Annotated in this window: 26 protein-coding genes; 14 read left to right on the top strand and 12 right to left on the bottom strand. The window is 63.5% G+C overall.

The window, feature by feature from the left end:
- Positions 1-19: 19 nt before the first annotated feature.
- From R0382_RS12480 to R0382_RS12450, 7 genes are all read left to right on the top strand, one after another.
- Positions 20-964 carry a LysR family transcriptional regulator gene (locus tag R0382_RS12480; RefSeq protein ID WP_432719924.1) on the top strand — a complete coding sequence of 315 codons (945 nt, stop codon included), beginning with the start codon at positions 20-22 and terminating at the stop codon, positions 962-964.
- A 78-nt stretch (positions 965-1042) separates the two neighbouring features.
- On the top strand, positions 1043-1636 hold the full coding sequence (locus tag R0382_RS12475) for a TetR/AcrR family transcriptional regulator (protein ID WP_432719923.1): 594 nt from the start codon (positions 1043-1045) through the stop codon (positions 1634-1636).
- A gap of 81 nt (positions 1637-1717) precedes the next feature.
- Positions 1718-2875, top strand: a complete 1158-nt coding sequence (locus R0382_RS12470) for an iron-containing alcohol dehydrogenase (protein ID WP_432719922.1) — start codon at positions 1718-1720, stop codon at positions 2873-2875.
- 20 nt (positions 2876-2895) lie between these two features.
- Positions 2896-3915: an NADP-dependent oxidoreductase gene (locus R0382_RS12465; protein ID WP_432719921.1), complete on the top strand. Its 1020-nt coding sequence runs from the start codon at positions 2896-2898 to the stop codon at positions 3913-3915.
- A gap of 117 nt (positions 3916-4032) precedes the next feature.
- Entirely contained in the window at positions 4033-5136 is a 1104-nt protein-coding gene (locus R0382_RS12460) for an alkene reductase (RefSeq protein WP_432719920.1), read from the top strand.
- A gap of 122 nt (positions 5137-5258) precedes the next feature.
- Complete coding sequence (locus R0382_RS12455) at positions 5259-5663, top strand: ribonucleotide reductase subunit alpha (protein ID WP_432719919.1); 405 nt, start codon at positions 5259-5261, stop codon at positions 5661-5663.
- Positions 5664-5835: 172 nt separating this feature from the next.
- Positions 5836-6426, top strand: coding sequence for a class I SAM-dependent methyltransferase (locus tag R0382_RS12450; RefSeq protein WP_432719918.1), 591 nt, complete (start codon positions 5836-5838; stop codon positions 6424-6426).
- 188 nt (positions 6427-6614) lie between these two features.
- Here R0382_RS12450 and R0382_RS12445 read toward each other — a convergent pair whose 3' ends face one another.
- From R0382_RS12445 to R0382_RS12410, 8 genes are all read right to left on the bottom strand, one after another.
- Positions 6615-7847: a phosphoglycerate kinase gene (locus R0382_RS12445; protein WP_432719917.1), complete on the bottom strand. Its 1233-nt coding sequence runs from the start codon at positions 7845-7847 to the stop codon at positions 6615-6617.
- 103 nt (positions 7848-7950) lie between these two features.
- Positions 7951-8406 carry a spore coat protein U domain-containing protein gene (locus R0382_RS12440; protein ID WP_432719916.1) on the bottom strand — a complete coding sequence of 152 codons (456 nt, stop codon included), beginning with the start codon at positions 8404-8406 and terminating at the stop codon, positions 7951-7953.
- On the bottom strand, positions 8406-10685 hold the full coding sequence (locus R0382_RS12435; protein ID WP_432719914.1) for a fimbria/pilus outer membrane usher protein: 2280 nt from the start codon (positions 10683-10685) through the stop codon (positions 8406-8408). The genes R0382_RS12440 and R0382_RS12435 overlap by 1 nt, the downstream gene beginning before the upstream one ends.
- Complete coding sequence (locus R0382_RS12430; protein WP_432719912.1) at positions 10685-11407, bottom strand: fimbrial biogenesis chaperone; 723 nt, start codon at positions 11405-11407, stop codon at positions 10685-10687. The genes R0382_RS12435 and R0382_RS12430 overlap by 1 nt, the downstream gene beginning before the upstream one ends.
- Entirely contained in the window at positions 11404-11880 is a 477-nt protein-coding gene (locus tag R0382_RS12425) for a spore coat protein U domain-containing protein (protein ID WP_432719911.1), read from the bottom strand. Before R0382_RS12425 ends, R0382_RS12430 begins: the two co-directional genes overlap by 4 nt.
- A gap of 128 nt (positions 11881-12008) precedes the next feature.
- Positions 12009-12464 (bottom strand): spore coat protein U domain-containing protein, encoded by a 456-nt coding sequence (locus R0382_RS12420; RefSeq protein WP_432719910.1) that lies wholly within the window; start codon positions 12462-12464, stop codon positions 12009-12011.
- Positions 12461-12586, bottom strand: coding sequence for a hypothetical protein (locus tag R0382_RS12415; RefSeq protein ID WP_432719909.1), 126 nt, complete (start codon positions 12584-12586; stop codon positions 12461-12463). The genes R0382_RS12420 and R0382_RS12415 overlap by 4 nt, the downstream gene beginning before the upstream one ends.
- Entirely contained in the window at positions 12586-13860 is a 1275-nt protein-coding gene (locus R0382_RS12410; protein WP_432724165.1) for a D-amino acid dehydrogenase, read from the bottom strand. The genes R0382_RS12415 and R0382_RS12410 overlap by 1 nt, the downstream gene beginning before the upstream one ends.
- A gap of 210 nt (positions 13861-14070) precedes the next feature.
- Here R0382_RS12410 and recA point away from each other — a divergent pair, with 210 nt between their 5' ends.
- Both recA and recX read left to right on the top strand, forming a co-directional pair.
- The gene (recA, locus tag R0382_RS12405; RefSeq protein ID WP_432719907.1) at positions 14071-15126 is read left to right on the top strand and encodes a recombinase RecA; all 1056 of its coding nucleotides are present in this window, start codon (positions 14071-14073) and stop codon (positions 15124-15126) included.
- A gap of 56 nt (positions 15127-15182) precedes the next feature.
- A complete protein-coding gene (gene recX / locus R0382_RS12400; protein ID WP_432719906.1) occupies positions 15183-15641 on the top strand; it encodes a recombination regulator RecX in 459 nt (152 codons plus the stop codon).
- A gap of 68 nt (positions 15642-15709) precedes the next feature.
- Here the strand turns inward: recX and R0382_RS12395 are convergent, their stop codons facing one another.
- Complete coding sequence (locus R0382_RS12395) at positions 15710-16606, bottom strand: LysR family transcriptional regulator (protein WP_432719905.1); 897 nt, start codon at positions 16604-16606, stop codon at positions 15710-15712.
- A gap of 100 nt (positions 16607-16706) precedes the next feature.
- Here R0382_RS12395 and R0382_RS12390 point away from each other — a divergent pair, with 100 nt between their 5' ends.
- The 5 genes from R0382_RS12390 (at position 16707) to R0382_RS12370 (ending at position 22614) form a co-directional block, all read left to right on the top strand.
- Positions 16707-17327, top strand: a complete 621-nt coding sequence (locus tag R0382_RS12390) for a DsbA family protein (protein WP_432719904.1) — start codon at positions 16707-16709, stop codon at positions 17325-17327.
- Positions 17328-17346: 19 nt separating this feature from the next.
- A complete protein-coding gene (locus R0382_RS12385; RefSeq protein ID WP_432719902.1) occupies positions 17347-17985 on the top strand; it encodes an NAD(P)-dependent oxidoreductase in 639 nt (212 codons plus the stop codon).
- A 289-nt stretch (positions 17986-18274) separates the two neighbouring features.
- Positions 18275-19465, top strand: a complete 1191-nt coding sequence (locus tag R0382_RS12380; protein WP_432719900.1) for a multidrug effflux MFS transporter — start codon at positions 18275-18277, stop codon at positions 19463-19465.
- A gap of 212 nt (positions 19466-19677) precedes the next feature.
- Positions 19678-22311: an alanine--tRNA ligase gene (alaS, locus tag R0382_RS12375; protein ID WP_432719899.1), complete on the top strand. Its 2634-nt coding sequence runs from the start codon at positions 19678-19680 to the stop codon at positions 22309-22311.
- Positions 22312-22383: 72 nt separating this feature from the next.
- Positions 22384-22614, top strand: coding sequence for a DUF1653 domain-containing protein (locus R0382_RS12370; protein WP_432719898.1), 231 nt, complete (start codon positions 22384-22386; stop codon positions 22612-22614).
- A gap of 68 nt (positions 22615-22682) precedes the next feature.
- On the opposite strand, the gene R0382_RS12365 is transcribed toward R0382_RS12370, so the two are convergent.
- From R0382_RS12365 to R0382_RS12355, 3 genes are all read right to left on the bottom strand, one after another.
- Positions 22683-23519: a hypothetical protein gene (locus R0382_RS12365; protein WP_432719897.1), complete on the bottom strand. Its 837-nt coding sequence runs from the start codon at positions 23517-23519 to the stop codon at positions 22683-22685.
- Between the two features lie 204 nt (positions 23520-23723).
- The gene (gene hslO / locus R0382_RS12360; RefSeq protein ID WP_432719896.1) at positions 23724-24596 is read right to left on the bottom strand and encodes an Hsp33 family molecular chaperone HslO; all 873 of its coding nucleotides are present in this window, start codon (positions 24594-24596) and stop codon (positions 23724-23726) included.
- 178 nt (positions 24597-24774) lie between these two features.
- Positions 24775-25251 (bottom strand): YhcH/YjgK/YiaL family protein, encoded by a 477-nt coding sequence (locus R0382_RS12355; RefSeq protein WP_432719895.1) that lies wholly within the window; start codon positions 25249-25251, stop codon positions 24775-24777.
- Positions 25252-25257 lie beyond the last annotated feature (6 nt).

Raw genomic sequence — 25257 nt, 5'->3', positions numbered from 1 at the left:
TCCAATTCAAGAACGATGAATGGGTGAAGCCATGCAAGACCTCAACGACCTCTATTTCTTTGTCCAGGTCGTCGACCACGGCGGTTTCGCACCGGCCGGCCGGGCGCTGAACATGGCCAAATCGCGGCTGAGCCGGCGGATCGCGCTGCTCGAGGAGCGGCTTGGCGTCCGGCTGATCCACCGCTCGACGCGCCACTTTGCGGTGACCGAGGTCGGCGACGAGTACTACCGGCACTGCGTGGCGATGCTGGTCGAAGCGACGGCGGCGCAGGAGGCGATCGAGCGCACGCGTTCGGAGCCGCAAGGCATCGTCCGCCTCAGTTGCCCGACCGCGCTGCTGTCGTATCTGGTCGGTGCCATGCTGGCGAAGTTCATGGCCGAATGTCCGCGTGTCGAACTCCACCTCGAAAGCACCAACCGCCGCGTCGATGTGATCCGTGAAGGCATCGACGTCGCGATCCGGGTGCGCTTTCCGCCGCTCGACAACAGCGACCTGGTGATGAAGGTGCTCGGCGAAAGCACGCAGCGTCTCGTCGCCAGCCCGATACTGTTGAGCAGCAGCGCGCAAGTGCTGGCGCCGGCCGACCTGACCATGCTGCCCAGCCTTGATCTCGGCCCGCCGCACCGCGTTCACACGTGGTCGCTCGACGGCCCCGATGGTGCCAGCGCGGTCTTGCACCACCGGCCCCGCCTCGTCACCGACGATATGACCGCGCTGCGCTGCGCGGCGCTGCAGGGCGTCGGCGTGGTCCAGTTGCCAACGATGATGGTCAGGCAGGATCTGCTCGAAGGCCGGCTGCTTGAAGTCTTGCCGGCATGGCGCCCGCAAAGCGGCGTCGCCCACGCGGTCTTCCCGTCGCGGCGCGGCCTGCTGCCATCGGTCCGACGGCTGGTCGACTTTCTTGCAAGCGAGTTCGCCGCGGTCTCCCGGCTCGAAAACGACGTTGCGGGCCACGACTCCTGAACTGCCGTTCGTCCGCGCGATGCCAGCGCGGCAATCATAGACTAGACCGACCGGTCTACTTAGATTAGAGTGCAGTCTATGAAACACGAACAACCCGACACCAAGCAGCACATTCTCGATACCGGCGAAGCCATCATCCTCGGCAAGGGCTTTGCCGCAGTCGGGCTGACCGAGATCCTGACCGCCGCCGGCGTCCCCAAGGGCTCGTTCTACCACTACTTCAAATCCAAGGAACAGTTCGGCAACGCGCTGTTCGAGCATTACTTCAACAACTATCTGGCGCAGCTCGACGCGCTGTTTCTTGATGACGGCCGCAGCGGACAGATGCGGCTGATGGCGTACTGGCAAGGCTGGCTGTCGACGCAAGGCACCTGCCGCTGCGAGGAACAGTGCCTCGTGGTCAAGCTCTCGGCCGAAGTCTCGGATTTGTCCGAACCGATCCGCGACACGATCAAGCGCGGCACTGATCGCGTCGTCGCCCGGCTGGCGAAGCTGGTCGAAGCCGGCGTTGCCGACGGCTCGCTGCCGGCGGAACTTGAACCGGCACACACCGCCGCCACGCTGTACCAGCTCTGGCTTGGCGCCAGCCTGCTGACCAAGATCCGCCGTGACGACAGCGCCTTGCAAACCGCCCTGACCGCCACCCATGCTATGCTGAACGTTCACGACTGACACACACCCGACGACGGCACCACTAGTGCCGTTTCTTTGACCCGACAACTAGACGACCGGTCTAATCTCACGGAGCACACCATGCAATCGTTCGACTTCTACAACCCGGTGAACATCGTTTTCGGTGCAGGCCGCATCGCCGATCTGGTCACCCTCGTCCCCGCCAACGCCCGCGTGCTGGTGCTCTACGGCGGCGGCAGCATCAAGAAGAACGGCACGTATGACGAAGTGATCACCGCGCTCAAGGGCCATACGGTGTTCGAATTCGCCGGCATCGAACCGAATCCGCGCTTTGAAACGCTGATGAAGGCCGTTGCACAGGTGAAGGCAGAGAAAATCGACTTCCTGCTTGCCGTCGGTGGCGGCTCGGTCGTCGACGGCACCAAGTTCGTCGCCGCCGCCGCACAGTACGACGGCGACGCATGGGACATCCTCAGCTCCGGCGGCGCCAAGATCAAAACCGCGCTGCCGCTCGGTGCGGTGCTGACGCTGCCGGCGACCGGTTCGGAAATGAACAACGGCGCCGTGGTCACGCGTGAAGCCACCAAGACCAAGCTGCCTTTCAACAGCCAGCTGGTCTTCCCGAAGTTTGCCGTGCTTGATCCGACCAAGACCTACAGCCTGCCACCGCGGCAAGTCGCCAACGGTGCCGTCGACGCCTTCGTCCATGTCATCGAGCAATACCTGACCTACCCGACCGACGCCCCGGTGCAGGATCGCTTCGCCGAAAGCCTGCTGCAGACGCTGATCGAAGTCGGCCCGAAGGCGCTGGCGACGCCGGACGATTACCAGGTGCGCGCCAACCTGATGTGGGCCGCGACGATGGCACTGAACGGCCTGATCGGCGCCGGCGTGCCACAGGACTGGGCGACGCATCTGGTCGGCCACGAACTCACCGCGCTGTATGGGCTCGACCACGCGCAAACGCTGGCGATCGTGCTGCCCGCGATGCTGCAGGTCCGCCGCGCCGACAAGCGCGCCAAGCTGCTGCAGTACGCCGAGCGCGTCTGGGGCATCAAGGACGGCAGCGACGACGCGCGTATCGACGCCGCGATCGCCAGAACCCGCGACTTCTTCGAGACCATGGGCGTCAGCACCACGCTGGCCGCTTACGGCCTTGGCACCGAAGCGATCGACGCCGTGCTCAAGCAGCTCGAAGCGCACGGCATGACCGCACTCGGCGAAAAGCAGGACGTCACCCCGGCGCTCAGCCGCCGGGTCCTCGAAGCCGCCCTCTGATTCCCACCAGGAAGAACACCATGACCACCAATCACCGTTTTGTCCTCGCCTCGCGCCCCAAGGGCGCGCCGACGCCGGACAACTTCCGCCTTGAAACCGAAACGCTGCCGGCGCCCGGTGCCGGCGAGCTGCTGCTGAAAACGCTGTATCTATCGCTCGATCCGTATATGCGCGGCCGGATGAACGACGGCCCGTCGTACGCACCGCCGGTTGCCATCGGCGAAACCATGGTCGGCGGCACCGTCAGCCGCGTCGAGCAATCGAACCACGCGGACTTCAAGCCCGGTGATCTGGTGCTGTCGTTCAGCGGTTGGCAGGAGTACGCGCTGTCGAACGGCGAAGGCCTGACGAAGCTGGCCCCGGAACTGACGCAGCCGTCGCTGGCGCTCGGCGTGCTCGGCATGCCCGGCTTCACCGCCTATATGGGCCTGCTCGACATCGGCAACCCCAAACCCGGCGAAACCGTCGTCGTTGCCGCGGCCAGCGGCGCGGTCGGCTCGGTCGTCGGTCAGGTCGCCAAACTCAAGGGCGCCCGCGTCGTCGGCATTGCCGGCGGTGCCGACAAGGGCCGATACGTCGTCGACGAACTCGGGTTTGACGCCTGCGTCGACCATCGCAGCCCGAGCTTCGCGGCCGATCTCGCCGCCGCGACGCCCGACGGCATCGACGTGTACTACGAGAACGTCGGCGGCAAGGTCTTCGATGCGGTGCTGCCGCGGCTGAACGTCGGCGCCCGCGTACCGGTGTGCGGACTGATCTCGCACTACAACGCCGAATCCTTGCCGCCGGGGCCGGACCGCACCTCGCTGCTGCTGGGCACCTTGCTGACCAAGCGCATCCGGATGCAGGGTTTCATCATCTGGCACGACTACGGTCACCGCTATCAGGAATTCTTCGACGCGATGGCACCGTGGGTCGCCAGCGGCAAAGTGAAGTTCCGTGAAGACGTCATCGACGGGCTGGCCAATGCACCGGCCGCGCTGATCGGGCTTCTGGAAGGCAGGAACTTCGGCAAGGTCGTCGTCCGCGTCGCCGACTGAAAGCGGTGACAAAACCCTGAAGCGGCGTTGCGCTGCCGTACTGTCTTCGCGCGCCTTGCCAGCACCGCTTCGCTGGCTTTTGCCACCGCTTTTTTCTCTATCTATTCGGAGTTCATGATGACCATCGACAAACTGCTGACCCCGGTCACCATCGGCCACGCCACGCTCGCCAACCGTCTGGTCATGGCGCCGCTGACGCGCTCGCGTGCCGGCCAGCCCGGCGACGTACCGACGGCGCTCAACGCCACCTACTACGCCCAGCGCGCCAGCGCCGGGCTGATCGTCACCGAAGCGACGCAGATTTCGCGCCAGGGCCAGGGCTATGCATGGACGCCGGGTATTTACACCGATGCGCAGGAAGCCGGCTGGAAGGACGTCGTCGACGCCGTGCACGCCAAGGGCGGCAAGCTGTCCCTGCAGCTGTGGCACGTCGGCCGGATCTCGCACCGGCTGCTGCAGCAAGACGGCCAGGCACCGGTCGCGCCGTCGGCAATCCGTGCCGAAGGCGCCAAGAGCTTCGTCGTGCAGGAAGACGGCACGCCGGCCAATGTGCAGACCGACACGCCGCGTGCACTCGATCTCGCCGAACTGCCGGGCATCGTCGCCGCCTACGCCGCGGCCGCCGCGCGCGCCAAGCGTGCCGGTTTCGATTTTGTCGAAATCCACTCGGCCAACGGCTATCTGCTACAGCAGTTTCTATCGACCAACAGCAACCAGCGCACCGACGCGTATGGCGGCAGCCTGGAAAACCGCGCGCGGCTGTTGCTTGAAGTGATCGACGCGACCATCGCCGAAATCGGTGCCGACCACGTCGGCGTGCGGCTGTCACCGAACTTCATCGGCCACGACATCGACGATGCCGAATCCGAGCCGATGGCGGTCTATCTGGCCGCCGAGTTCGCCCAGCGCGGCCTCGCCTATCTGCACATCGCCGAACCCGACTGGATGGGTGGCGAGGCACTGTCCGATTCCTTCCGTGCGGCACTGCGCAAGGCGTACAACGGCGCGATCATCACTTGCGGCGGTTACAGCGCCGAATCCGGTGAAGCCCGCCTTGCAGGTGGCACTGCCGATGCGATCGGCTACGGCCGGCCTTTCATCGCCAACCCGGATCTGGTCGAGCGCTTCCGCCGTGGCGCAGCGCTGAACACGCCGGACCAGAGCACCTTCTACGGTGGTGCCGAACACGGCTATACCGACTACCCGGCGCTGGCCGACTGATAGCGACCATGCCGTTCGAAGCCCGGCACGCGCCGGGCTTTTTCATGCCCTACCTTTGACCTATGCCGTGAAAGCCCCAGCTGTGTCACGATGTCTTCCACCCCCGTCACCAAGGATGCCCCATGCAGATTGCCAGCTTCGCCGATTTCCTGAACGCCGCCGGCCAGCAGCCCGAACCGCAACGGCTGTTGTTCGTTTTCACCCGCGCCGAGCTGCCGGCCGACGCGACGGCCGAAGAAAAATCCCGCTTCGAGCGCGGTGAAGGCGGCACGCTCGAACCGGTGATGTGCGTTGACAAACTGCCGGCCGAGATCGCCGATTTCGCCCAGCTCAAGACCGAGTCGGCCCGGATCGGGCAAAGCTGGGACATCGGCTTTGCCGCCAGCCTCGGTGGCCACGCCGGCCGGGCGCCAAGCAACGACGATGCCAGCGAGCCGCTGGAACGGATGGTCGGCATGATCAAGCAAGGTCACGTCGGCCAGTTTCTCGCCTTCGATCGCGATGGCGAGATGCTGCAATTCGGCTGAGGCCGTGGCAACGGCGGCATGCCGGACTCATACGGTATCGGCCAGCTCGGCAGAACAAATCTGCCACGCCTACCGCAATGTCCCCTAACGCTTCGTTCTACCGAAGTGCGCAGATCGTCCCATTAAAAGCAACGTTATATCCCTTTGATTTGACACCATCACCGGAGCAGCCATGTGGGACGAACGATACAACACGCCGGAATATGCATACGGCACCGCGCCGAACGGTTTTCTGGCAGAAAACTACAAGGCCATTCCCAAAGGTAAAGTGCTCAGTCTGGCCGAGGGCGAAGGCCGGAATGCGGTGTTTCTTGCAAAGCAAGGCTACTCGGTCACCGCCGTTGATGCGTCCCGGGTCGGCTTGAACAAAGCCAGGAAACTGGCCGAGGACAATGGCGTTGAAATCGAGCTGATTCATGCGGATCTGGCTGATTTTGACCTCGGCGACGAGCAGTGGGACGGGATCGTCTCGATTTTTTTCCCTTTGCCATCGGCGCTCAGAAAAGAATTGCACACGAAGATCATCGCGGGGCTGAAACCCGGTGGTGTCTTTCTTGTCGAGGCCTACACGCCGGAGCAGTTGAAACATGGCACTGGCGGGGGCAAGTCGGCGGATACGATGACAAGCAAAGCGTCCTTGCTGCTCGAACTGGATGGTTTGGTGTTTGATCATCTGCTCGAACTGGAACGCGATGTGGTGGAAGGCATTTACCACACGGGTCTTGGCGCGGTAGTTCAGGCAATTGCTTCCAAGAAGGCATGAACTTGCCCGTGCCGCCGGGAGCCGGTATTGCGCCGATTGCCGCCGAGAAGCACGTAGGCATGCGAAGCGCGGTATTTCGCACCGCGCTTCGATTGGCGATTCATCGGTCGACTGGGCGTTCGCAGGTATGCAAGGCATAAAAAAACCGCAGCCGAAGCTGCGGTTTTTCGTGGCGAAGCGGGAAACGCTTACTTGTCGCTCAGCGCGACGACGCCCGGCAGTGCCTTGCCTTCGAGGAATTCGAGCGAAGCGCCGCCACCGGTCGACACATGCGACACCTTGTCTTCCAGACCGGCCTTCTCGACCGCGGCGACCGAGTCGCCACCGCCGACGACGGTGATCGCACCGGTGGCGGTTGCTTCGGCCAGCGCATGCGCCACGGCGAACGTACCTTGCGCGCTTTCGTCGATTTCGAACACGCCCATCGGGCCGTTCCACAGCACCGTCTTGGCGGATTTGATGATGTCGGCGAAACGCTTGCGCGATGCTTCACCGATGTCGACGCCTTCCTGATCGGCCGGAATCGCGGTCGAATCGACCTGGACCAGACCGTCGAGCGTGCGGGCGTCGAAGTCCAGGTGCTTGGTGATCATGGTATCCGACGGCAGTTCGAGCTTGTCGCCGGCGGCGGCCATCAGCTCGCGCGCCAGTTCGACGCGGTCGTTTTCACACAGCGAGTTGCCGATCTCCAGACCCTTGGCCTTGAGGAAGGTGAACGCCATGCCGCCGCCGATGATCAGCTTGTCGACCTTGGGCAGCAATGCCTGGATCACGTCGATCTTGCCCGAGATCTTCGAGCCGCCGATGATCGCCACGAACGGACGCACCGGACGATCGACCGCGTCGCCGAGGAATTCGAGTTCTTTCTTCAGCAGATAACCCGCAGCGCGCGGCAGGTTGACGCCGACGACCGACGAGTGCGCACGGTGCGCGGTGCCGAAAGCGTCGTTGACGAACACGTCGCCGAGCTTCGACAGCGAAGCGCGGAACGCTTCGACGGCAGCCGGATCGGCCTTGACGCTATTGCCGTCGGCATCCTTGGCCTTGCCTTCTTCCTCGATGTGGAAGCGCACGTTTTCGAGCAGTGCAACCTGACCGGCTTGCAGCTTGGCGACGGCGGCTTCGACTTCCGGGCCGACGCAGTCGTTGAGGAAGGCAACCGGCTTGCCGAGCAGCTCGGCCAGACGGGTGGCGACCGGCGCCAGCGTATATTTCTCGACGCGCGCACCGTTCGGACGGCCGAGGTGGCTCATCAGCACGACCGACGCGCCCTGCTCCAGCGCGTAGCGGATCGTCGGCAGTGCAGCGCGGATGCGCTTGTCGCTTTCGACCACACCGTTTTTGACCGGCACGTTGAAGTCAACGCGGATCAGGACACGCTTGCCGGCGAGGGCCAAGTCTTCGATGAACAGCTTGGTCATGCTTTAGCTCCATTGAGTGGATGGGAAATCTGACTGCGATTCTACCGGTTCCGGCCGCAGTAGTTCCGGAACCGAACGACTACATTGCGGCCGCGCAATGCCTTCAGGGTAGCAAGGTCACCGGTACGATATCGGCATAATCCCCCGGCGGCACCTGCTGGCTGCCGTAGAGCAGCGCCGTCGCGTTGGCCAGACTGGTCGCGCCGCCGCCGGGCGCATTGCCGGTGATCGGTTGGCCCGTGGTGCCGTCGCCGAAAATGGTCGAGCAGCTGGTGTTGTTGACCCCGACACACAGCTGATAGGAAAGCGGCTCGCTGCCACCGACGCGGACCATCCAGCGGCTGCTGATGCTCTGACTGCTCATGCTCGGGCCGGCCTGCAGCGTGTACGACGTCGGTGTATCGCAGGCGATGGCGACGTAGAAGTTGATCACACTGGTGCTCGACAACTCGGGGTTGTACTGGCCGAACGACGGGTCCTGCCCCGAGCCGATCGTGCAGCCGGCACTCGCCAGACGGGCGATCATCACGAGGAACAGCGCGAACAACAATCGGCCCATCACGACTCTCCTGCGCAGCGCACCGGCGCCAGTTGCTGGACGACGTCGTTGCCGGCCGGCAGCACCAGCGTGCCACGGCAACGCAGCGCCTCTGCATCGGTGACAACGAAACGGTACTCGCCAGCCGCCAGCTCGTCGACGTAGAAACTGCCGTCGAGCGCCGTCTGCAGCTTGCGCGTGCCTTCGGGCAATGCCAGCCGGATCACGGCACTGGCCAGCGGTTTGTCCTGCCCGTCGACGAGCAGGCCGGCCCACGCGCGGATCGGTGTGGCCTCGAAGCGGACGACGCGACCGCTGTTGTACGCGGGCTGTACGTCGCGCCGCAGTTGCGGCACCGCGTAATCGAGCGGAAGGTCGTTCTGCACCAACCCGATCTGCTGGGCGTTGTAATTCGACAGATCCGGCAGCACCACACGGCCGTCGGCGCCGCTGCGCCCGACCACCTGGCCGTTCTGCGTGACGGCGACGCCGGCGAGCGGCAGTTCGGTGATCGCAAAGCTCTGGTTGACCTGCCGCACCAGCTCGGCCGCGCCGTCGGCATACACCAGTGCACCAGCCCAGCTCGCCCGCCATGCACTCTCTTGCCCCTCGTTGCGCGAGGCGCTGAGCGACAGCTGCCCCGGCGCGAAGCGACCGTCGATCGAGCCGTCGACTTCGTCGCCGGTCTCGCTGTGCTGCGCGTTGATCCGGTAGCCCCAGCCTTCGCCGAATGGCGTCGAGCGCGCGAGCGCCACGGTGTTCTGCCAGTTGCCGTCGTTGCTGCGCTGGCTGCTGGCCGACGCGGTGGTCCTGCTGTCGTAGAACCAGGCCAGGTTCACATAGCCGCCGAGCGAGGTGTTTTCACCGGTATCGGCCAGCGTCAGGTTCATCGACAGCGAGACCGAGCGCAGCGGTGCCACCGAATAACCGAGTCGCCACTGGTTCTGCGTCGGCAGCGCACCGCCGAGCTGGCGCGACCAGTCGAGGCTCCAATTGCCCCAGGCCGGCGCGCCCCAGCTGCCGCCGGCACCACCGCTCCAGCGCGGCGGTGCAAAGCTGTTGTCGGCGGCGACGTAACCGGAGTCGATATGCTGGGCAAAGCCGCGCAGACTCCAGCTGCGGTCGTCGAAGCGATAGGCCAGGTATTGCGCATCACCGGCGTTGCCATCATCGTGCCGCGCCCACGAGAACGCGCCGGACAGCACGCCGGCCCGGCCGAGCCGCATCGTCACCAGCCCGCCGGCCGAGTCGTAATCGGGATTGCCCTCGGCCCGCGCGCCAATGGTGAAACTGTCGGTCACGCCGTAGCGGTGGAACAGCGAATACGCGAGTCCGCCGTAATCGTCGAAGCCTTCGGGCCGACGCCAGACGCCGGCGTTGTAGCTGAAATCGTTGAGCCCGGCCTTGAGCAGGCTGTCGTCGAAGTAGTACGGCACATTGATCGTCTGGCGATTGCCGTATTCGTCGCGCAGCACGATCTGCACGTTCTGCAGGCCGGCGAAATAGCGCAGGTCCTGGAACTGGTACATGCCGGGGCTCAGGCTCTCGGTACGGATGCGCTCGCCGTTGAGATAGACCTCGGCCGTTGACGGCGTCGTTACCGGCACCGTCGCCGACATCGACGGCGCGCTGTCGAAATCCTGTTGCATTGCAAACACGCGCGAGAAGCCGATCCCGGCCAGTTGCGGCGCATTGCCCAGCGTGCCGGTCACCGGCGCCAAGTCGCCGAGCGTCAGCCTCGCCATGCTGTCCGGCCAGTCATAGGTCGCGGTGGTGGTGACGCGCTGCCAGCGCTCGTCGCGGCCGGACGACTGGTAGTTCTGGTCGCTACGCAGATTCCAGCCGCCGGCGGACAGATTGACCAGCGGCGCAAAGCCGTAGCCGTCGCTGCCGTCGGGATTGCGGAAGGTCGAAATGTTGTAATTGAGGTAGCCGGACACGCCGCCGCGCCAGACCTCGGCCGGCTGGGACTTGCCGTACAGCGAAATCGTCTGCTCGCCGATCTGTGCCGGCGCGATGGTCAGCGACACGGTCAGCTGATCCGGGTCGTAGTGGCTGCGCACCTGTTTGAACGACGACAGCTGCAGATAACGCACGCCGTCGAACTCGGCGGACTGGCCATCGAGTTTCAGCCCGAGCTGGCGAACGTCATCGCTGGCCAGCCACAGCTCGCCAGCCGCCAGCCAGGCCCGCTGCGCACCGCGATCAACATCGTTGATGCGCACGGCGACCAGCAAGGCCTCGGCGCTTGCCGTGCCGGCGATCAGGGCAAGGGCCAGCCCGAAGCATCGCCGCAGCATCAGGCTTTGCAGTCTCCCGACGCCAGGCTCAGCGGCACGGTCAGGGTCTTCTTGTCGAAGACCAGCGTCAGTGCCGGCTTGGCCTGCTTGCACAGCGCATCGGGCAGCTTGAAGCCGTAGTTGCGAGATACCCCCGGCAGCACATACCAGGCGTCGAAGCGGTCCACCGACGTGCCGTCGGAGAAGGTCGCCTGCTTGATCTTGAGGGTCGTATTGCCGTCGTTGTCGATCCTGACATCAAGCCGGCCCTTGCCCGCAGCCGGCGTTGCCTTGAACGACGGTACCGCTTGCTGCGGCTGAACGAAGACCGGCACGCCGAAGCTCACCAGCATCGCCACCTGCCCCTGTCGGTTTGCGCCGGCGTCGGGCTGCTCGCTCACATAGAGACGGAACGCCTGTTCCTGCGCACCGCGCTCGCCCTTGGGCCCGAGACGGATGACCTTGCTGGCCTTCGGCGCCAGTTCGAGCTGGCGCGGAAAATACACCAGCGCATCGGACGGCGTGTACTGATCCTTGCCGGCGGTATCCTGCTGCCAGGCCTTCAGCGACACCGCAACCCGCAGGATCACGTCGCTGTTATTGGTCACCGTGATCGCGCTGGCACGATCCTGCGGGGTGAAATCGATACGGACCGGCGAAACGCCGAACCCGGCGGCCTGAACGGTCGCAGCAAAAAACAACAGGCCGGCAAAGCCGGCCTTGATCTTGGTTTTGAGGGTCACGGCGCCAGATCGATAGTCAGAATCACCGTGTCATTGTAATCGCCGATCTTGGCATCCTGATAGTCGGTCCCCTTGACCTCGCCGGTCAGCGTCAGCGGAATCGGCGTGCTCTGGCCGGTAGCCGTGCCGCTGGTCTTGTCCGGCGAGAGCGTATAGCCGATCACATCGGTCGGTGTCCCGCCAGACAACACCATCTGCCGCTTGCCGCCACCATCCGGGCTCAGGCCATTGTCGAGCGACACCTGGTAGTTCACGCCGTTGGAGCACCAGAAATTGGTCGAGGCCGACTTGCTCTGGTCACCGCCCCCCGGTGTCAGCGTACCGAAGTCGATCACCACGTCGTTCGCGTCGGTAAAGTCACAGGTCCCGACGACCTTTGCCTTGACCTGCACATTCTTGTCAACGGCAGAGGCGCCGCCTGCAACCAGCATCAGCATGGTGGCGCCCAGCGCCCAGCAGATCTGCTTTTTCATTTGAATACTCCCGTTGTTCCCGAACCGGAAACGATTGATTTAACTCGGTTTTGCTCAAGTTTAATCAAATGGGATATTCAATTTATGTACCAAATTACCGATGCAATACGGTAAAACCCACATTCGAATCAAGGAGAAACGGTCAGCACCACATTGTCGTTGTAACTGCCGATCGGGCTGTCGACATAAGCGGCGGCCTCGACGCTGGCGGTCAGCAGCAGCGAGATCGGCGTCAGCTCTCCCTGCCCGTTGCCGCTTGTTGGCGTCGCGCTCAAGGCATAGGGAATGTAGCTGCCGCTGTCGCCACGCATGCGGCGCTGCTGACCATCCGGATTGCGCCCCAGATCCATCGCCACGGTGTATTGCGTGCCGGTACTGCAGGTGAACGCGACCGACTGCGAGACCTGCCGCGCGCCCTGCCCGGGCACCAGCGCGCCGAAATCGAGCACCACGTCGTCGGCGTTGCTGAACTTGCAACTGCCGGGAACCGTCGCCGTGACGGGCATGCCGCGGGTATCCGCCTGAACCATGCCACTCAGCAACACCGCAACGACGAGCCAGATGCGCATCAGAACGCCCCTCATGCCTGACACATCCGCCGCCCGATCAGGCCGTCGCCACCGATCTGCGCCCTGCTGGCGACCTGCTGTGCGGCCAGCGCCAGCATCACCAGTCCGCTCACCACGCCGCCAGCGCAACACCGCATCAGGCCCCCTTGAGGAAAGGGAAATCAACCTCGGGTCTGCGTCCCGAGATCAGCTCGGCAATCGCATGCCCCGAACCGCAGGATTCGGTCCAGCCCAGCGTACCGTGGCCGGTGTTCAGGTACAGATTGTCGATGCGGCTGCGGCCGATATACGGCAGGTTGCCCGGCGTCGCCGGCCGCAGACCGCACCAGAACTCGGCGTCGTCATAACCGGCGATCTGCGGGAAAATTTCACGGGTCCGGTCGATCAGCGCCTTGCAGCGCACTTCGTTCAGTTCGAGGTTGTAGCCGTTGAACTCGGCGGTGCCGGCCACGCGCAGCCGGTCGCCCAGGCGCGAAAACACCAGTTTGTAGCCGTCATCGGTCAGGCTCACCGTCGGCGCCAGATCGGCATCGTTCACCGGAATCGTCGCCGAATAACCCTTGGCCGGATAGATGTCGAGCGTGATGCCGACCTGCTTCATCAGCAACGGGCTATAGCTGCCGAGACAGACCAGATATGCATCGGCGCGCAGCGTTTCGGTCATCGCCTCGCCATCGTCGTCAAACTCGACGTCGACCCCGTCGATCCGGCCACCGGCCTGCAGCAAGCGGGTAATCCGCGTCTGGTAACGGAACACCACGCCGCGGCTGGCTGCCAGCTTGGCGAGCTCCTGGGTGAACTTGCGCGCATCGCCCGATTCGTCGGTCGATGTAAACGTGCCGCCGACAATGGGCAGCCGGCTTCTGGTCAGCGCCGGCTCGATCGCCATGCACTCGGCAGCGTTTTTCACTTCGCGGTCGAGGCCGATTTCGCGCATGGCCGCCGCCGCCGGAATCGCCGCGGCAAAATCGGCCTCGTCGGTGTAGTAGTGCAGGATGCCCTTCGAGAGTTCGTCGTAATGCAGACCGGTGTCGGCGCGGACCTGTTGCAGCTGTGCGCGGCTGTATAGGCCGAGCCGCACCAGATTCTGCAGATTGCTGCGCGCGCGTGCCGGCGTGCACTCCTGCAGAAAGCGCAGGCCCCAGCGCCATTGGGCCGGGTCCATTTTCAGCCGGAACAGCAGCGGCGCGTCCTCCTCGCCCAGCCATTGCAGGGTTTTCCATGGCGCCTTCGGATTGGCCCACGGTTCGGCATGACAGACCGAAATCTGCCCGCCGTTGGCGTAGCTGGTTTCCAGCCCGGCTTCCGGCTCGCGATCGATGACCGTCACCTCATGCCCGGCCTGCGCCAAAAACCACGCCGACGTCACACCGACCACCCCAGCCCCCAGCACGATCACCCGCATCCACATCCCTCCCGCAAGAGACGGCATTATGCCGCGCGCAATTTGCCACCGCCCATCGAGTTGGCCCCGCTTTGATCTGGGTAAATCTGTTGCCCTTGCAAATCGCCACGCCAGCCATGCCGCTGACCGACGACAATCCCGACCGATGATCTTTTATTCGTAGAACAATTGTTCTACAATCGGCACCAAGATAAACGACACCCCGGATTGACGGACATGGACGACAACAAGAGCAAGGCGCTCGCCGCGGCACTGGCGCAGATCGAACGACAGTTCGGCAAGGGCTCCATCATGAAGATGGGCGAAAACCAGATCGAGAACGACCTTCAGGTCGTGTCGACCGGTTCGCTCGGCCTTGACCTCGCCCTCGGCGTTGGCGGTCTGCCGCGTGGTCGTATCGTTGAAATCTTCGGGCCGGAATCGTCGGGTAAAACGACGCTGTGTCTGCACGTCGTCGCCGAAATCCAGAAGCTCGGTGGTACCGCCGCCTACATCGACGCCGAGAACGCGCTCGACCCGATCTACGCCGCCCGCCTTGGCGTCAACGTGCCGGAAATGCTGATCTCGCAACCGGACACCGGCGAGCAGGGTCTGGAAATCGCCGACATGCTGGTCCGCTCGGGTGGCGTCGACATCATCGTCGTCGACTCGGTCGCCGCGCTGGTGCCGAAGGCCGAAATCGAAGGCGAGATGGGCGACGTCCACGTCGGCCTGCAAGCGCGACTGATGAGCCAGGCGCTGCGCAAGCTCACCGGCAACATCAAGCGCACCAACACGCTGGTGATCTTCATCAACCAGCTGCGGATGAAGATCGGCGTGATGATGCCCGGCCAGAGCCCGGAAACCACCACCGGCGGCAATGCGCTCAAGTTCTACGCCTCGGTTCGCCTCGACATCCGCCGCATCGGCGCGGTGAAAAAAGGCGACGAGATCATCGGCAACCAGACCAAGGTCAAGATCGCCAAGAACAAGGTCGCACCGCCGTTCCGCATCGTCACGTTCGACATCCTCTACGGCGAAGGCATTTCGCGTGAAGGCGAAATCATCGAACAGGGCGTCGCGCAGAAAATCGTCGAGAAATCGGGCGCCTGGTACAGCTACAACGGCAACAAGATCGGTCAGGGCATGGAGAACTCGCGCCAGTACCTGAAGGACAACCCGGAAGTGGCCGCCGAGATCGTCGCCAAAGTGCGCGAGAAAATTGGTCCGGTGCTGCCGCTGGATACCGGTGCGGCCCAGGTCGATGACGACGCCGAAGCGCTGGCCGAATAAGGCCTTGTTCGACCCCAAACGGCCGGTTTACCGGCCGTTTTTCATTGTGAGTCCACATGGCCCCGACGATACCTACCCTGCGCAACCGCGCCCTCGGCCATCTCGCCCGGCGTGAATATGCGCGACTCGAACTGCGCCAGAAGCTGCTGCCGCATGCCGACGGCGACGAAGCGGCACTCGATGCGATCCTCGACGATTTCGTTGCCCGCGGCTGGCTGTCGGACACGCGTTTTGCCGAGCAATGGGCGCACTTTCGCTCGCAACGCTACGGCCCGCAGCGGCTGCGTGCCGAGCTGAGGCAGAAAGGTGTCGACGATTCGATCATCGACGATGCGCTTGCCGACGTCGCCGACGACGAGTTCGCCCAGGCCCGTGCTCAATGGCAAAAGAAGTTCGGCACGCCACCGCAGGACGCCAAGGAACGCGCCAAACAGGCGCGCTTTCTCGCCGGTCGCGGCTTCTCGCTCGACGTTGTCTACAAGGTCATCGGCGGCAGCGACGATAGCGACGACTGAACGTTCCCGCGCGTCGGCCTACGGCCTGCGATTGCGAAACCATCAAGGTTTGCAGGCCAAGGTTTGCGCTAGCCGGACGCGACCAAGGCATCACGGACATGATCGATGAACGCCCGAACCTTGACCGGTACATGCCGGCCGTCCGGATAGACCGCATAGATGCCGGCGCGCGGTAGCGCAAAACCGGCCAGCACCCGGACCAGCAGGCCGGTGCGGACCTGCTCGGCCACCATGAAATCCGGCAGGGTCGACATACCCGCCCCTGCCGCGACCAGCCCCTGCAAGCCGGCGGTCGAATTGATCCTCAGCGCAGCCTTGACCCGCACCGTTTCCGTACCGCCGTCCGGGTTCGTAAACGTCCACTGCAGCGGCAAACGCAGCAGCGACAGCGCCACCCAGCGGTGTGAAACCAGTTCGGCCGGCCGCTGCGGCACGCCATGCCGTTGCAGATAAGCCGGCGCAGCAACCACCCACTGACCGAAATCGCCGAGCGAGACCGCTCGCAGGCTCGAATCCTTGAGCCAGCCCATGCGGATCGCCAGATCGATCCGGGCGTCGACCAGATCGACCTGCTCGCTGGCCGTGACGACGTCGATTTCCATCTTCGGATAACGCTCGACAAAGCTGACGATCAGCGGCGCCAGCACGGTCGCCGCGTACTCGGCCGACACCGTCAGCCGCAGCAGTCCGCTCGGCTCGCGCCGCTCCGCATCGAGGCGCGCCAGCGCCGCCTGCATCTCGTTCAGCAGCGGTGCACATTCGTCGAACAGCGCACTCCCCGCCTCGGTCAGGCTGACCTTGCGCGTCGTCCGCGTGAACAGCCGCACGCCCAGTTCGGCTTCGAGCCGGCCGACCTGCTGGCTGACCTGCGACTTCGGCTTGCCGATGCGCTCGGCCGCTGCGGTGAAGCTGCCGGTTTCGGCCACAGCGGCGAAGAGCGCCAGCCGGTTCAGGTCATGGGCCATCAAACTGTTCTCTATTTGCTAACAGTCAATTATTGATTGAGTTATTTATCCGATCAATACCGAAGCGCATCATGGCTGCATCGATACACCGGAGTACCCGATGCAAACCGAACTGATCCTGTTGTTTGATCCCAGCTGCGGCTGGTGCTACGGCGCCCACCCCGCACTCGCCGCACTGCGCGACGCCAGTCCGCTGCCGCTGCGCCTGCTGCCGACCGGGCTGTTCGCCGGCGCCGCCGACGTGCCGGCCGCCAAAGCTTACTTCTGGCAGAGCGACATGCAGATCCGCGAACGCACCGGCGTGGTCTTCAGCGAGGCCTATCGCGACCGGCTGCTCGGCGGCGACAACATCGTGCTCGACTCGACCGCAGCCACGCTGGCCTGGCACCTGATCGCCGAACAGCGCCCCGAACTTGCGCTCGACGTTCTACAACGGGTGCAGGCCGTGCGCTATGTCGACGGCGAGCTGATCGATACTCCGCAGCGTGCCGCGCTGGCCAAGGCCTTCGATCTCGATGCCGCTACGCTGGACGCAACCGAGGCTTGGCCCGAGGCATTGCAGCAGCAGGTCGTACAGGCCCGCACGCTGATGCGCCAGCTCAATCTGCGCGGCGTGCCGGTACTGCTGCTGCGCCGCGGCGACGATGTTGTCATCACACCCAACACCCTGCTTTTCCAGGACCCGGCCGCCTTGGTCGAGTTCGTTGCTTCCCACGTCTGACATCAACAAGGAGCTTTCCATGCATATCGCCCTCATCGGAGCCACCGGCTACGTCGGTACCAAGTTGCTCGCCGAAGCCCTCGCCCGCGGCCATCGCGTCACCGCGCTGGTCCAGCATCCGGAAAAACTGCAGCCGCACGCCAATCTGACCGGTGTCGCCGTCAAGGTGCAGGACACCGCCGCGCTGGCAGCACAGCTCAAGGGTCATGACGCGGTGATCAGCGCATTCAGCGGCCACGCGCAAAGCGATGTGCTCGGCTATTTCGTCGACGGCTTCAAATCCATCGTCGCCGCCACCAAGCAGGCCGATGTCGCCCGCCTGCTGGTCGTCGGCGGCGCAGGCAGCCTCGAGGTCGCACCGGGGGTGCAACTCGTCGACACGCCGGCATTCCCCGAGCAATGGAAGGCGTCGGCCCTCGGCGCCCGCGAAGCGCTGAACCTGCTGCGTGCCGAAACCGCGCTCGACTGGACCTTGCTGAGCCCGTCGGCCATGTTGCAGCCGGGCGAGCGCACCGGCCGGTTCCGCCTCGGTGGCGATCAGTTGCTGGTCGATGCCGACGGCAACAGCGTGATTTCGGTCGAGGACTACGCCGTGGCGATGCTCGACGAGCTCGAAACACCGAAGCACAGCCGCGCCCGCTTTACCGTCGGCTACTGAGCTGCGGCTCCGGCTGGCACGGCCACGGCGCTTTGCAGCTGCTTCGGCGCTGCAGCAGCGCACACGGTCTTCGAGGACCCGGTGTCCTTGAAGACCGTGTAGCGCCTCACTCTGGAAACCTGCGCAGCAAGGCGTCCGCACACCGGACTGCACCAAAGTGCCCGTGCACGAACCGGGCCGGGTTTGCGCCTGCCGTAATCCTCGGCACCGCCTTGCCCGGCTTGGCCATCTAGTTACTTTCGGGATTATTTTCGAGGTAACAATTCCCGTTTGCTGGCAGCATATCGGCATGACTTCCAACACACGTTTCCACATTCCCGGCTGGATGGTGCTGCTCGGCACGCTGACCGCGATCGGTTCGGTATCGATCGATATGTATTTGCCGGCGTTCCCGGCGATCCAGCACAGCCTCAACGCCGGCAGTGGCGCGGTGCAACTGACGCTGACGACCTTTTTCGTCGGCCTGCTGTGCGGCCAGCTGGTCTACGGTCCGGCCAGCGACCGTTTCGGTCGCAAGAAACCGCTGGTGGCCGGTCTGGTCTTGTATTCGCTCGCCTCGATCGGCTGCATGCTGGCGCAAAGCATCGATGCCCTGATGGTCTGGCGATTCATTCAGGCTTTCGGCGCGTGTTCGGGCATCGTGCTGGCACGGGCCATCGTCCGCGACCGCTGCGACCCGCGCGAAGCCGCGCGTTCGTTCTCGATGCTGATGCTGATCATGGGCGTCTCGCCGATCCTCGCGCCGCTGCTCGGTGGCTACATCCTGCAGGTTTCGAGCTGGCGGGTGATCTTCGGCCTCAATGTCGCCTTCGGCCTCGCCTGCCTGATTGCCGTCATCGTCACGCTCAAGGAAACACGGCAGCCCGATCCGGGCACCTCGCTCAACCCGTTCAGCGTGTTCCGCGTTTACGTCGAAATCCTGCGTGACCGCGATTTCAGCACCCACGCCATCGCCGGTGGTTTCGCCCAGGCCGGGCTGTACGCCTACCTCGCCGGCTCGCCCTTCGTGCTGATCGAGCTGTTCCACCTGAGCCCCAGCGCCTATGGCTGGGTGTTCTGCGCCAACTCGGTCGGCCTGATCGCCGCGTCACAGATCAATGCCGCGCTGCTCAAGCGCAACAGCATCTATACGCTGCTGCGTGCCGGGCTGATCGCCGTGCTTGCCGCATCGATGCTGCTGGCGGTTGCCGGCGTTGCCGGCATCGCGACGATGCCGCTGCTGCTGGCCGGCATCTTCTGCTTCATGACCAGCCTCGGCTTCGTCAACCCGAACGCCGCCGCGGCCTCGCTGGCCAACCATCCGGAACGCGCCGGCAGCGCCTCGTCGTTGCTGGGCACGCTGCAGTACGGCCTCGCCACGCTGGCAACCTTCGCCATGGGCATGATCCACGACGGCACGGCAAAGCCGCTGGCGTGGTCGATGGCGCTGTTTGGGCTGATCGGCTGGGCCATCAACCGCCGCTTCGCCAAGAGCGGCTAACAAAACCCTGCTGGCTGCGTTGTACTCGCTTGCCGTACCTGCTTGTACTGTCTGCGCTTCGCACGCCTTGCCAGCACCGCTTCGCTGGGTTTTGTCAGCCGCTTTGCTCCCCTGTCTCACAGACACAAACACAGCCCGCAGCTATCCTCCCCGACGGGCTTTCCTTTAGAATCCAAGGTTTGCAATTTGCACGCATTCCGAGCCCAGCGCCCATGAAAACCGCCGAGATTCGCCAGAAGTTCCTCGACTTCTTCGCCAGCAAGAACCACCAGGTCGTCGCCTCCAGCCCGCTGGTGCCGAACAACGACCCGACCATCATGTTCACCGTGGCGGGCATGGTGCAGTTCAAGGACTGCTTCCTCGGTTTTGACAAGCGCAGCTACACCCGCGCGACGACCAGCCAGAAATGCCTGCGCGCCGGCGGCAAGCACAACGACCTCGAAAACGTCGGCTACACCGCGCGCCACCATACCTTCTTCGAGATGCTGGGCAATTTCAGCTTCGGCGACTATTTCAAGCGCGACGCGATCACCTTTGCCTGGGAATTCCTCACCAGCGAGCAATGGCTGAACCTGCCGAAAGACAAGCTGATGGTCACCGTCTACGCCTCTGACGACGAAGCGTTCGACATCTGGCACAAGGACGTCGGCCTCGCCGCCGACAAGATCGTCCGCATCGGCGACAACAAGGGCGCGCAATACGCATCGGACAACTTCTGGACCATGGGCGACACCGGCCCCTGCGGCCCGTGTACCGAAATCTTCTACGACCACGGCCCGTCGGTCGCTGGCGGCCCGCCGGGATCGCCCGATGAAGACGGCGACCGCTACATGGAGATCTGGAACAACGTCTTCATGCAGTTCAACCGCGACGAGACCGGCACGCTGCATCCGCTGCCGAAGCCGTCGGTCGACACCGGCATGGGCCTTGAGCGCCTGTCGACCGTGCTGCAGGGCGTGAAGTCCAACTACGAGACCGATGTGCTGGCCGAGCTGGTCAAAGCCGCCGCGCGCGAAACCGGCGTCGAGTACAACCAGACCACGCCGTCGCTGAAGGTCATCGCCGACCACATCCGCGCCTGCGCCTTCCTCGTTGCCGACGGCGTGCTGCCGAGCAACGAAGGCCGCGGCTACGTGCTGCGCCGCATCGTCCGCCGCGCCGTGCGCCACGGTTACAAGCTCGGCCAGAAAGGCGTGTTCTTCCACAAGCTGGTCGACGACCTCGCCCGCGTGATGGGCGATGCCTATCCGCAGCTGCGCGAAGGTCAGGCCCGGATCGAAGACGCGCTGCGCGCCGAGGAAGAACAATTCGCGCGCACGCTCGATATCGGCATGGCGCTGCTGGAAAAATCGCTCGAAGGCGGCAAGACCGTCCTCGACGGCAAGACCGCGTTCACGCTGCACAGCACCTACGGCTTCCCGATCGACCTGACCGCCGACATCTGCCGCGAGCGCAATCTCGAGCTGGACATGGCCGGCTACGAGCGCGAGCTGAAAGAAGAACAGGAACGCGGCCGCGCCGCCGGCAGCTTCAAGATGACCGCCGGCCTCAGCTACGACGGCAACGCCTCGGCCTTCCACGGCTACACCGAAGTCAGCACCGAAGCGACGGTGATCGCGCTCTACAAGGGCAGCGAACAAGTGCAGCAACTGAATGCCGGTGACGAAGGCGTCGTCGTCCTCGACAACACGCCGTTCTACGCCGAATCCGGCGGCCAGGCCGGCGACGTCGGCGAAATTTCGGTCGCCGGCGGCCTGAATGCGCTGTTCGACGTCACCGACACCCAGAAAGTGAAAGCCGACGTGTTCGGCCATCAGGGCAAACTCGCGCGCGGCGCGCTCAAAGTCGGCGACAGCGTCACAGCGACCATCGACCTGCACAAGCGCCACGCCACCCAGCGCAACCACAGCGCGACCCACCTGCTGCACGCCGCGCTGCGCGACGTGCTCGGCAACCATGTCGAGCAGAAAGGCTCGCTGGTCACGTTCGAACGCACCCGTTTCGACTTCAGCCACCCGAAGGCGCTGAGCACTGAAGAAATCGCCAAGATCGAAGCACTGGTCAACCACGTCGTGATGGCCAACCACGCCGTCGACGTCGGCCTGATGAGCTACGACGACGCGATCAAGGCCGGCGCAATGGCGCTGTTCGGCGAGAAGTATGGCGACGAAGTGCGCGTACTGAAGATGGGCGATTTCTCGACCGAACTGTGCGGCGGCACCCACGTGCACCGCACCGGTGACATCGGCTTCTTCAAGATCGTCGCCGAATCGGGCGTCGCCGCCGGCATCCGCCGCGTCGAAGCCGTCACTGGCGAAGGCGCACTGGCCACGGTGCAGGCGATCGAAAGCGAACTGAAGACCGCCACCGGCGTCGCCGGCGCGCAGCCGGGCGAACTCGTCGCCAAACTTGAAAAGCTGCAGGCGGAACTGAAGGCCGCGCAGAAGGAAGCGCAAGGCCTGAAGAGCCAGATGGCCTTCGGCCAGCTCGACCAACTGGTCGGCGTCGGCATGCTGACGATCAAGGACGTCAAGGTGGTCATCTCCAACCTCGATGGCATCGACGGCGGCACGCTGCGCGAAATGAGCGACAAGCTGATGGATCGCGTCGGCACCGGCATCGCCATCCTGGCCAGCGCGCTCGACGGCAAGGTCAGCATCATCGCCCGCGTCTCCAAGGACCTGACCGGCAAGATCAAGGCCGGCGAAATCGCCAACCACGTCGCCACCCAGGTCGGCGGCAAGGGCGGCGGCCGCCCGGACATGGCGCAGGCTGGCGGCACCCAGCCGGAAAACCTGCCGGCGGCCCTGCAAGGCGTACCGGCCTGGATTGAAGCCAAGCTCTAATCGTCAAAGCCACGCAGGAACAACGGCTGGTCACCCTGCGTGCCAGCCGTTTTTTACATGGAGATAAAAAACATGACGCCTCGCCCACCACTGCAAACCGGCCACTACCGCCACTACAAGAACCTGAATTACGAAGTGATCGACGTGGTCCGGCATTCGGAAACCACCGAATGGATGGTGCTGTACCGCGCACAGTACGGCGACTTCGGCCTATGGGTACGGCCGTATGCGATGTTCTTTGAAGAAGTCATCGTCAACGGCGAATCGGTGCCGCGCTTTGCCTATGTCGGCGCGAACACATAGCGCATACGCGACATCGAAGCTTTACATGAAAAAACCCGCCGATTGGCGGGTTTTTGATGGCCCCCTGTTTATTCAGAGAGCAACTGCATGCCTTTCTTTTCATCGAACCAAATGTGTTTCTGCTGGCCCTTGGAGTCCATCGTCATACGTATCGTCAATGCCCCATTAGCCGCATCTTCAAAAATATTGGAGGCTACTGTAGCTTCGCTGATTTGAGTATATTCAGTCTGAAGCGCAGGCTGCCCTATCGAACCAGGGTTAAACCCCATTACCTTCCCAAGTGTACACGGATAAGTACACTCCAGAACAACAGTGGCACCCTCATTCTCAGACGTACCAATATCCACAATTTGATATTTATCGCCTTGCTTGCCAACATAGCGGAACATATTTACGTCACCTGCTACTTGACCATCGGCGGCCTGATTCTTGCTAACTGCCGACCCATAGCCATACTTCCCATCGCTCTCGACCAGCCAGTTATGTTTTGGCTTTGCCGCCTCAGGCTGGACCGACGCGACCTTTTCGACCTCGGCCGGTGCTGTCTCGCCCGATTCCGCAACCGCAGCCTGAGCATCACCAGCGGTTTGCGCCGTTGCGGGTACTTCGGCAGCAAGCGCCGCCAACACCCACAAACCACCAATCGCCGCCAGAACACCCGTTTTGACACCGCGCCGGGAAACCGTTACCGGCATATCAGATGCCAGTGCAATTAATGACTTGCGCTTGATCAGATAGGCTGGGAAGCCAATGATCCATAGAAACAGAGTCGAAGCCGCCCACCCGCCTGCGGAAAGATTAAGCAAGCCGGACGCGCCAGGCCGCTTGCCGATTTTATGCTTGGTCGCATCAAGATAGACCCAGACCGCGCTTACGGCGACCACCAATGTAATTAGAACTTGCATACATCATCCCTGTTTATTTTCGAGTGAACACAAAGCAATCAATTCGAACCAACAGCGACAATGTAAATAATATCCAAAACTTAAGCAAGAAATCACAAAGACTGGCGTCAAAATAATGTCAAATGCATTACAAAATTAAAAAGCAATCTGCGATAACGCGAGATGCCCCCAAAAAAAACCCCGGCAAACCGGGGCTTCTTTGCTTTAGTGCAACTGATCACCGACCGGCCTAGTGCCATGACCGGCAAACAGCTGTTCGATATCGACCAGATCGAAGTGGTAACCCTTGCCGCAGAATTCGCAGGTGACGTCGACCGAGCCCTTTTCGGCCAGCACGTGGTCGACTTCTTCGCGGCCGACCATTTCGAGCATGCCGCCGACGCGCTCGCGCGAACAGGTGCAGGCGAAGCGCGGCGTGGCCGGGTCGAACACGCGGACCTGCTCTTCGTTGAACAGCCGGTACAGCACATCACGCACCGGCAGTTCGAGCATTTCTGCCGGCGTGATCGTCTGTGCCAGCATGCCGATGCGCTCCCACGCTTCCGGGTCGCCGTGGCCGGCGGGCATCTTCTGCACCATCAGCCCGGCGGCGAGGCCGTCGCCGCACGCCAGCCACAGCCGGGTATCGAGCTGCTCTGAATGCTTCATATAGTGTTCGATGATGTCGGCGACGCTCTGATCCGGCTCGAGGCCGACGATGCCCTGATAGGCTTCGCCTTCATCCGGGTCGAGCGTCAGCATGAAGCGGCGGTCCTGACCGAGCAGTTCGGCCAGCGACACATCGGGAATGTCGCCTTCCCAGCGCGCCATCGCGCGGATGGTGTTGTCGCTGGTCACTTCGACCACCAGCAAGCGGACGGCGCCGGTGCCGTGCAGCTGCATCACCAGCGTGCCTTCGAACTTCAGCGTCGCCGACAGCAGCGTGCCGGCAGCCATCAGTTCGCCGATGAAACGCGCCAGCACCGGCGGGTAATCGTGACGGGCGAGGACTTCGCGGTAGCTGGCGTCGAGCTTGACGATCTCGCCGCGCACCGGCGCATCGTCGAAAAGGAAACGTTCAAGCGTGTCTTGGGTCATGGTTCTCTGCCGGTCAGGGCCGGGCTCTCAATTCAAAAAAATGACTGACAAAATCTGGCACAGCGGTGTGGGCACGGCGCGCTTTGAAGGGCCGAAGCGTCCCACAGGGATTCCCTTCAGTCACGACGTTCAAGTTGTAGGCAAGCACGACGCGGCCGGCAGGATTGCATCGGTCAGGTCAAAGCCCGAGCAAGGCGCGGTCGATCTTGACCACCACCTTGCGGATCGGCATCGATTCGGCCACGCAGCGGCCGGGCCGGTGCAATTCGCCCGGGTAGAACACGACGAAATCGCCGGGCTGCAGGTTGATGCGCTGCTCGTTCAGCGGCGTGGCGTAAAAGCCGATGTCGCGGCTGTCGAAAAAATCATCGAGCACCGGCAAAGCGGGATCCGGTGGCGCGATGCCATAGCCTTCCTCGCCATTCAGCAGCAGCTGGATGTCGGCATAGCGACGATGCGCTTCCGGGCGGCCGGCTTCGAAGGGCTGGGTGATCATTTCCTGAATCATGAAGAACAAGCGATCACCGTCGATTTCATAACGGCCGGCCGGCATGGCGGCCAGATCCTGCTGCGCGAGCGCATCAAGCGCACGGTTGACCGCGTCGGGCAGAATGGCGCGTTGCTGCGGCCAAGTGGCCAGATTGCCGATATACATAAGCCT

It is taken from the genome of Jeongeupia wiesaeckerbachi (assembly GCF_050916355.1).
Classification (GTDB): domain Bacteria; phylum Pseudomonadota; class Gammaproteobacteria; order Burkholderiales; family Chitinibacteraceae; genus Jeongeupia; species Jeongeupia wiesaeckerbachi.
This window is presented reverse-complemented; position numbering and strand designations above follow the sequence as displayed.